Origin of the sequence: Variovorax sp. MHTC-1, from assembly GCF_003984645.1 — a bacterium.
Taxonomy (GTDB): Bacteria; Pseudomonadota; Gammaproteobacteria; order Burkholderiales; family Burkholderiaceae_C; genus Variovorax.
Genome location: NZ_RWKI01000015.1, coordinates 101,996 through 112,432, shown reverse-complemented (window position 1 = coordinate 112,432; position 10,437 = coordinate 101,996). Strand labels below are relative to the sequence as shown.

General features: G+C 65.3%; 2 protein-coding genes. Both read left to right on the top strand.

The window, feature by feature from the left end; all coding sequences use genetic code 11:
* The first annotated feature begins 86 nt into the window (after nucleotides 1–86).
* Complete coding sequence (locus EJI01_RS21405; protein ID WP_260602566.1) at nucleotides 87–9,632, top strand: hemagglutinin repeat-containing protein; 9,546 nt, start codon at nucleotides 87–89, stop codon at nucleotides 9,630–9,632.
* Entirely contained in the window at nucleotides 9,629–9,982 is a 354-nt protein-coding gene (locus EJI01_RS21400; RefSeq protein ID WP_126839144.1) for a hypothetical protein, read from the top strand. Before EJI01_RS21405 ends, EJI01_RS21400 begins: the two co-directional genes overlap by 4 nt.
* Nucleotides 9,983–10,437: the final 455 nt, after the last annotated feature.

Below are 10,437 nucleotides of genomic sequence, written 5' to 3'. Positions count from 1 at the left end.
TCTCGGCCGATCACGGGCAAATCAGCCCGACCGCAGGGACCGGGCCTGCACCCACCTTCGCGCTCGATGTCGCCCAGCTCGGCGGCATGTACGCCAACAAGATCATGCTGATCGGCACCGAGGCCGGGCTCGGCGCGCGCAATGCCGGCACCATCCAGGCTGCGAACGGCGCGGGCACCTTGGCCGGGGCCGGTCAGCTCGTCGTCACCGCGGCCGGGCGGCTGGAGAACATCGGCACCCTGCAGGCCAGCGCTGGTGCCAACCTGTCCGCCGACAGCCTGGCCAACAGCGGCAGCATCGCCAGCGGCGGCGAACTCAAGATCGCCACCCAGGGCACGCTCGGGAACGCGGGCGGCACGCTCGAAGGCCCGAGGGTCGAATTCGCGAGCGCGGGCGGCGACATCGACAACCGCGGCGGCACCATCCGCCAGACCAGCGGCGTCGGCCTGACGGTGGCGGCGCCGCGCTTGAGCAATACCGCGGGTGGCGTGATCGGGGCGGAGCCGATTCCCGAGGCGCCTGCGCAGCCCAATCCCGGCACAGGCACGGGCGGCACAGGCACCGGCGGCACCACGGACCCCGGCACGCCGACCACGGGCGATGGTGGTGGCACTGGCACTGGCACTGGCACTGGCACCGGCAGCAGCGGCGGCACGGCGCCGTCACAGCCCTACATGCCTCCCGCCCCCGGCAGCGTCACCGCAGCGGGTTCCATCCTCAACGATGGCGGGCGCATCTACGCGGGCGGCCCGATCGCGCTGCAAACGCCGCAGGTCAACAACAACGGCGGCACGCTCGCGACGACCAGCCTGGCGGCCAGTGGCCCGAGCTTCAGCAACGTGGGCGGCACGGTCAACGTTGCGAACAACTTCAGCGCCCATGTCGACCGCTTCGACAACACCGGCGGCACGCTGCGCGCCGGCAGCCTGAACATCGCCGCCGCGGGCGACCTGGTCAACCAGGACGGCAAGCTCGAGAGCAATGGCGATGCGAGCCTGAGCGCGGGCGGCGCGCTCCACAACGCGCGAGGCATCGTCTCGGCCGCGGGCAGCTTGACGGCCAATGCCAGCGGCGCACTCGACAACAGCGCCGGCACCTTGCTGGCCAACCAGGGCGTTGCCCTCGATGTGCAGTCGCTCGACAACAGCAAGGGCATCATCCAGTCGGCCACCGCCGGCACGCGGCTCACGGTGGCGAACCAGGTGCTCAATGCAGAGGGCACGATCGGCGCGGCCACCGACCTGTCGGTCCAGGCGGGGAGCCTGAACAACAGCGGCAGTTTGCGCGGCGGCAACGACACAGCGCTCGAGGTCGCCGGCACGCTCATCAACGACGGCAGCATCACGTCCGGCCGCCACACGACGATCACCGCCGGCAGCCTGCAGAGCACCGGCGTGCTCGGCGCCGGCATCCAGGCCGACGGCAAGCTCGGCAGCGCCGGCGATCTGCGCGTGACGACCACCGGTGCGCTGGTGGCTACAGGCACCCAGCTCGCCGCGGGCGGTGCCGCGCTGCAGGGCGCGAGCATCGATCTGTCCTCGAGCAGCACCAGCGCTGCGAACCTCGCGCTGACCGCCACCCAGGGCAACGTCAGCACGAGCGGTGCGACGGTCGTCACGCCGGGCACGCTGAGCGTGAGCGCCAACGTGCAGTCCGCTCAAACGCTGGTGAACGATGCGGGCACCCTCAATGCGGGCCAGCTCGACCTCCGCGCCTCGAACGTCACCAATGCGAATGGTGGCGAGATCGTGCAGACCGGCACCGGTGCCACCACCATCGCCACCTCGGGTGCCATCGACAACACCCAGGGCCGCATTGCCACCAACGGCCAGGACCTGAGCCTCTCGGCCGCGAGCATCACCAGCACCGCAGGCCAGATCGAGCACGCGGGCAGCGGCACCCTGAGCATTGGCGGCGGCAGCTACAGCGGCGCCAACGGCCAGATCACCGGTAACGGGGCGCTGGTCGTCAACCTTGCGGGCGCCTTCAACCAGGACGGCGGCAACACCTACGCCAAGCAAATCACCCTCGATGCCGGCGCCTTGAGCAACCAGGGCGGCAAGATCGTCCAGGGCGAAGCAGGCGCCACGCGCATCACGGTGGTGGGCGCCTTGAACAACAACGCCGGCACCATCGCCAGCAACGGAAACACTGCCGTTGCCGCAGGCAGCTTGAGCAACCAGGGCGGCACGATCCGTGCGGCCGAGACTTCGAACCTTGGCCTGACAGTCGGCGGCATGCTGGACAACAGCAAGGGCGAGATCGGCGCCGGCGGCAGCACCACGCTGAATGCCGGCAGCCTGAACAACAGCGCCGAAGGGCGGGTCACCGCGGTGGGCGATCTCAGCGCGACCGTCGCCGGTACCCTGGCCAACGTCGACGGCACCCTGGCTGCCAACGGCAATACCACCATTGAAGCCGCGGACCTGGACAACACCCGCGGCACCGCCGCAGCTGTCAACGGCGATCTGCGCGTCACCACTGCGGGCGTCACCACCAACACCGCTGGCAAGCTGCAAGCCGGCGGCAACGTCGCGCTGGCCAACGGCGGGCTGGTGAACATCGGCGGCAAGGTCGGCGGCAACAGCCTCTCGGTCGACACCCGCGGCAATGCGCTCGACAACACGCAGGGCACGCTGGCGGCGACGCAGGGCGTCGACCTGAAATCGGGCGCGCTCACCAACACCGCCGGCCTGATCCAGTCCGGCGGCGCGGTGCGCATCGACACCAATGGCCAGGCGCTCATCAATACTGCAGCCGCCAGCTACGACAACAAGCAGGGCGGCATCACCAGCGGCGACACGCTGACGTTAAGCACCGGCGCCGTGAACAACACGGCTGGCTTCATCGGCGCGAAGGGCGCGCTGAGCGCCAGCACGCAAGCCTTTACCAATGCCACCGGCGGCCTGGTGCTCGGCCAGGGCGCGGTGACCATCCACACCAACGGCGCCGGCTACGACAACCGCGGCGGCCAGACGCAGGCCATCGGCGACCTGCGCATCGATGCTGGCGCCATCGACAACACCGCCAGCCTGATCCGCTCGCTCGCGACGACGACGCTGAATGCGGGCGCGCTGGCGAACGCCAGCACGCAGGGCACGGACCAAGGCATCGAGGGCAAGAACGTTGTCATCGGCGCGGGCCATCTCGACAACACCTCCGGCGCGATTCGCGCCGATGTCAATGTCACCATCGCCAGCGGCGGCACTGTCAACAACACGGCAGGGCTCATCTCGGCGGTCGGCGCGCTCCAGATCAAGGATACGAACGCGGCCAATCCGGCAGCGAAGACGCTTGCCATCACGAACACCAACGGCACGCTGGTTGCCGACAAGAGCCTGCGGCTCGATGCGGCGGCCTTCAGTGGCGATGGCAAAGCCGTCGCGGGCCAAGACCTGAGCATCAGGCTCACGCAGGACCTCGTGAACAACGCGGAAGTCAGCGCCAACGGTGACCTGACCTACGCGACGACAGGCAACCTCACCAACAACGGCAAGTTGCTGGCAGGTGGCACGCTCACGGTGGGCGGCAACAACGTCGACAACACCTCCGCTGCGGAGATGACCGGCACGAACACGGCCGTCAGTGCCGCCGGCACGCTCACCAACCGTGGCCTGATCGACAGCAGCGGGGAGACGCAGATCGATGCCGGCATGCTGAACAACGTAGGCGCCGGGCGAATCTACGGCGACCGCATCTCCATCTCGGCCGGCACTCTCAACAACGACGTTGAAACCATCAACGGCCAGACGAGGAGCGGCTCGATCGCCGCACGCGGCGATCTGGACATCGGCGCAGGCACCCTCAACAACCGCGAGCACGCACTGATCTTCAGCGTGGGTGACATGTACATCGGCGGCGCATTGGACGCCAACCGCTTCGCCATCGGCAAAGCAGGAGCGATCAACAACGCCAGTGCCACCATCGAGTCGCTCGGCGCCATGAGCCTGGCTGCGGTCGCTATCAACAACATCGATGCGCACATGCAAGTGGTGCGGCGTGACTATGCTCCCACGCCGAGCGACCCTGCGCATCCCGTGACGATCATTCCTACCGGGCTGGGCGTGGAGATGCCGTGGGAGCCCGCGTACATCGCGACGGACGACGCCAGGAACTGGGCCACGATCCAAAACGGTCAACTCGTCACCGGCAAGGGCTGGACCGTGATGACGCGCACGGATACCGTGCACCGCGACGAGGCGGTCAATCCCGCCGATCCCGGCCGTATCGTGTCGGGCGGGGACATGACCATCGACGGCATGCTGCACAACCGCGACAGCCATGTGTTGTCGGGCGGCCGATTGACCATCGACCCCGCCAATGTCGACAACACCCCGACGATGGGGCAGGAGGTGATCGACCACGGGGGGACCGGCATCTTCGTGCCCGGCGTCACGGGCAACAACATGGTCCCTTTCGCCATTCCGATAGAGCAGGAAGTTCGCACCATCGCGGTGGGCACCAACCGGATCGAGCAGTTCACCAACGCCACCTCGATCCAGGGGCCCGGTGTGGCACGTTCCGTCAGTGTTGCGGCCCAGGCGGGGGCCGCGGGCAGCGGCGTCTCTGGTGGGCGGGCGGGAGCGATCCTGGAAGTCCCCTCCGCCGTCGGTGGGGTCGTCAAGACCAGCAGCAGCACCGCCGATGCGACTGGTTCGGCCGCTGGCGCATCGGGCACCGCCGGCAGCAGCACCATCGCGCTGGTCGTTCGCACCAGCACGCCGAACACCACCATTCCGAGCGCGAGCCTGTTCGGGCTCCACGCGGGGCCCGGCAGCTACCTCGTCGAGACCGACCCGCGCTTCGCCAACTACCGGCAATGGCTGTCCAGCGACTACCTGCTCAACGCGCTGGGTCTGGACCCCAACTTCCTCCAAAAACGCCTGGGCGACGGGTTCTATGAGCAGAAGCTCATCCGCGAGCAGGTCGCCCAGCTCACCGGCTACCGCTATCTCGACGGCTTCTACTCGGACGAAGAGCAGTACACCGCGTTGATGAATGCCGGGGCCACCTTCGCGAAGGCGTACGGCCTGCGTCCGGGCGTGGCGCTGACAGCCGAGCAGATGGCCCAGCTGACCAGCGACATCGTGTGGCTGGTCGAGCAGACCGTGACGCTCCCTGACGGCAGCACCCAGCGCGTGCTCGTGCCGCAGGTGTATGTGCGGGTGCAGCCCGGCGACATCGACGGCAGCGGCTCGCTGCTGTCGGCCGACCGAATGGTCATCAAGGGTGCGCCGGGAGGGGGTGACCTCATCAACCGCGGCACCATTGCCGGGCGCACGCTGGTCTCCATCAACGCCGACAACATCAACAACCTGGGCGGTCGCATCGCCGGAGGCAGCGTCGCGCTCGATGCCAGGAACGACCTCAACAACATCGGCGGCAGCATCACTGCGCACGACGCCGCCGTTCTGACGGCCGGCCGCAACATCAACATCGAGACCACGACCAGCACGCAGAAGGGTGCCCAGGCCGGCATGACCAACATCGACCGCGTGGCGGGCGTGTACGTCACCAACCCCGGCGGCACGCTGGTCGCCAGCGCGGGCAATGACGTCAACGTGGTCGGCGCCATCATCGCCAACACGGGCAAGGACAGCCGCACGCTGATCAACGCGGGCCACGACATCAACCTCGGCACCGTGACCGAAGCCCGGAACAGCGCGATGCTTTTCAACGCGCGCAACTTCCGCGTGGAAGCCAGCAGCCAGGAAGTCGGCAGCCAGGTCGTCGGGGGAGGAAGCGTCACGCTCAAGGCTGCCAACGACATCAATGCCAGAGCCGCCGGCGTTGCCGCAGAGGGCACCCTGGTGGTCATTGCCGATCGCGACGTCAACATCACCGAAGGGCGTGCGACCCGTTCGACGGCGTTCGCATCCTATGAGGAGAAGAAGTCCACCTTCTCCAAGAGGACCTCGACGCTCATCGGCTCCGAGGCCGACAACACCTCGATCGGCAGCAGCTTCAGCGGCGGCAACGTGGTCATCTCCGCCGGCAACGACCTTGCCGTCAGGGGCAGCAGCGTCGTCGCGCAGGATCTGCTGAGCCTGAGCGCCGGGCGCGACGTGCGCATCGAAAGCTCGCAAGACCACGGCAACGGCAGCAGCTACTCGGCCAGCAGCAAGAAGGGGTACTCGGCGAGCTGGGCCAGCGGCCTCAGCTACGGCAGCGGCTTCAACAACCGCGCCGAGGCCGGAAGCAGCACCACGCAGGTCGGCAGCACGGTCAGCGGCGGCAACGTCAGCATCGACGGCGGGCGCGATGTGCAGGTCATTGCCAGCAACGTGCTGGCCGACAAGAACATCGCCATCACCGCTGGCCGGAACATCGACATCCTCTCTGCGCAGGACGTTCAAAGCTCCAGCTCCGTCGGCACCCACGCGAACAAGACCTTCGGATTCCAGCCCGGCCTGGCGCCGCGGCACACGGCGTACGCGAACGTCAGAGGGACGGAGAACGGCACCGGGGATTCCAGCACCGCCGTTACCAGCCTGCTCAGCGCCAACGGCGGCAACCTCACGATGGTGGCCGGGCTGGATTCCAAGTACAGCGGGTCGGGCCAAGGCAACATCACGACCGAAGGCGCGGACCTGCTGGCGAAAGACAAGGTCACGCTCTCCGGCAACGCCGTGAACCTGAACGCCGCCACCTCCAGCGGCCGCAGCACGCACAGCGCGGAAGTCAAGAACCACACCATCGGCGCGCAGCTGACCGGCACGGTCGGCGGCGCCATCACGCGCGCCTACGACATGGCGCAGGAGTCGAAGAACACCGACGACAGCCGCTTGCAAGGCGCGTTGGCCCTGAAGGCCGGCTACGACGCCTACAAGCTCGCCACCGACGGCGCGCTGGGCCAGGGCATCCAGGGCCTGAGCGCGCCCGGGGCGAGCGGCGACCCCGCCGGCGCCGCCTTCGGCGTGAGCGTGAGCGAGCAGCGCAGCAAGCAACGCTCGGCGAGCGCGGAGAGCGCCACCACCCAGCGCGGCACCAACATCCAGGCCGGCAGCATCGACATCACTGCGCGCGAGACCGACATCAACATGACCGGCGCCAAGCTGCAGGCGCGCGACATCAGCCTGGACGCGAAGCGCGACATCAACCTGCTCGCCGCCCAGAACACCGCCGCCACCGCGGGCAACAGCTCCGGCCGTTCCTTCGGCGGCGGCGTCACCTTCGGCTTCGGCTCGCAGAACGGCTTCAGCATCCAGGTCAACGCCGGCAGCAACCAGGGCAAGTCGACCGGCAACGAGGTCCGCTACGACAACACCCTCGTCACCGCCACCGACACCCTGAAGATCAAGAGCGGCGGCGACCTCAACATGCGAGGCGCGCAGGTGGCCGGCGACACGGTCAAGGCCGACATCGGCGGCAACCTCAACATCGAGAGCCTGCAGGACCGCACCGAGTACGCGAGCCAGCAAAGCAGCGGCGGCGTCAACGTCAGCTTGTGCATCCCGCCCATCTGCTACGGCGAGCTCGCCTCGGCCACGGTCGACTACTCCAAGCAGAGAGTCAACCACAACTACCGGAGCGCCACCGGCCAGAGCGGCATCGTCGCGGGCAATGGCGGCTTCGACATCAGCGTCAAGGGCAACACCGACTTGAAGGGCGGCGCCATCACCAGCACCGCGCCCATCGACAAGAACAGCTTCACGACAGGCAGCCTGACCACCAGCGACCTGGAGAACAAGCAGCGAACGAACTCGAGCAGCACGAGCGTCAGCGTGAGCGTCAGTTCGGGGGCGAACGCCTACAGCGCCGGAACCAGCGCCGCCACCAACGCCGCGCGCAGCGTGACCAGCACCGCGCTGGCCAACCTCAACGGCGGCAGGGGCCTGCCCGGCAACACCAACCAGACCAGCCAGACCCTGAGCGTCATCAGCCCGGGCACCATCAAGATCGTGGGCACCGGCGTCAAGGAGGTCGATGACAAGAGCAACACCAACGTCGCAACCCTCACCACCCGAGACCCGGAGACGGCCAACGGCGCGCTGGTCAACACGCTGACCCTGCAGCAGGCCAAGGAGATCCCCAGGCTGCAGCAGGAAGCGCAGGATCGGCAGCGCGCAGCGCAGCTGGTGGGCAGCGTGGTCGACAACGTCATCGGGGATGTGAGCCACTCGCTGAATCGGCAGGCGCAGGAGCAGGAGAACCAGCGGGCCACCGCAGCAGGCGAGGCACCGAGGGTGGTCACTGCGTGGGCGGACGGCTCGACCGAGAAGATCGTCCTGCATGGGCTGGCGGGGGTCATCCAGGCCAGGGTGAGCGACGGCAGCGTGCTGGTGGGGGCCACGGCGGGTGCGATCAACGAGGCGATGCTGCCCGTGCTGGTGGAGTACTTGAAGAAGAACGGGTACGACTACGAGGATCCAGCGCTGACGCGGGAACAGAAAGCGCAGAAGAAGCAGGCCTTCGATAGCCTGCTGACGGCCGGATCGACCTTGCTGGGTGCTGCAGTCGGTGCGGCCACCGGCGATGCGGGGCTAGGTGCCACCGTGGCCAACAACGCGACGGTGAACAACTATCTCAAGCACAAGGATGTCGACAAGCTCGCCAAGAAAATCAAGGACTGCGGCGCAGATACGGTGTGCAAGGACAAGGCCATCGACGATGCTTACCGAGTCAGTACGGCCAACGACATCGAGCTGCTGAACTGCAGAGCCACGAACAACTGCGACGAACTCAAGGCCGAATATCGCAAAGGCTACGGTGCCATCCAGGATCTCATCGGCGCAGGCATGGATCCGGCAGATGTGGGCCGTATCCTGAACCTCGAGACCAACGCGCAGACCATCATCCGCAACGGTCTTGATCAGCGGCAGTGCACGACGCAGGCTTGCAGGGACAACGCCAACTATCTGGCCGGCATCGGCAAGGGCCTGAGCAAGATCACGCCAGCCGGGCTGGTGGCGGGCAGCGGCATTGCGGCGTACGAATTGACGACGGCGATCCTCAACAACGGGTTGACCGATACCGCAGTGTCACTCGCACAAGGCATTGCGGGCTTGCCGGCGGAGTTGAAGAACAGGCTCGCAAGCGATGATCCGCAGGTGAAGGGCGAGGCGCTGGTGGACGCGCTGGCTCTCGGGGGTGTAGCTACGGCGGTGACGGCCAAGTTGGGGCAAGTGGGTTATGCAGGCATCGTCAAGCAAGTCGAGTCCAGGGCGGCGGTTACGGCTGAGCAGCAAGCAGCGGACAAGCTGAAAATTGAACTAAATGCACGCGCAGACGACTATCAGCAATACGACCCCTACAGAATGGCCAACTCGCCACGAAAAGGGGGCGAGTGGGATTGGTCAAGGATGGCCCCGAACAATGGCGCTGTGCCTGGAACTACTCAAGCCGTAACCCTTGAGACTGGAACACTTGATAGATTTGGCAGTCGCTTTGGCTCGTTCTTTTCTCCTGCGGGCACACCCTATGAGCAACGCGCCCTTGGCCCCGGCTCAAAAGCAAACGGCTATGCAGAGTACGAAATACTCCGGCCGATTAATGGCGAGAGATCCGTCATCGCCCCAGCCTTTGATCAGCCTGGAGGAGGATATCAATATCAATTCAGAATTCCCGAGGTCGATGGCCGAGCTGCAACCGTAAATGACTTGCTTAAGTATGAATACATCAAGGTGAAATGATGACTGGTTTCTTGTTGGATAAGAGATATCAATTAGGTGGGATGGCGGCTCAGGAGCTCGAATCGCTGCGCGAGACTGTCTATGGCGCAATTCGTCGCGAACTCCAAAGACTTTCCATTTCAGCTCAGGATTGTGTGATTGGGATGCCTGATGCCGGTGATGATGGGGTTGTGTGCTTTCATGATGAAAACGGTATGTGGGTGTTCTATATTGCCGAGCGAGGGAAAAGATGTGCTCCAGCCTTCTTTTCAAGCGCATGGGATGGGGCTAACTACCTTATTTGGTATTTGGCTGCGAGTCCTTATGGTGGGAACGGAGATGTCGGTCGAATACCAAGGGCAATCACGTAGTCGACGTCAGGCCAGCGATCCATTGCGGTACCTATGAGTTTTGCGCTCGGCATTGAAAGATCGGCCGCGCGTGCCTCAGGCGACTGGAAATATGGAACAGTACGTGGTTGAGATTCCAAGTTTGTTAGAAAGCAAGGAAATCTTGGATGGTAACGGAGAGTCTTAATTTCCGATAAGTTCCGCCGCCGCAATGGGTCCGGTCATGGAGGGATGATTCAACCTGATGGGTTGATCAAGCTTAACACCCCGTTTTCTAAGAAAAAGCGGCCACAGCAGTGCGACTTGATTAATGCTCAATAAATCATTGTCATTTATGTGTCCTGTATGTGGTTATCCAGACCTTAATGAGGCTCCATATGACAGTTTTGGATGCGCCACGTATAGCATCTGTCCATGTTGCGGGACAGAATTTGGATATGATGATTCTGAAGTTTCTCATTCCGTTTTGCGCGAAA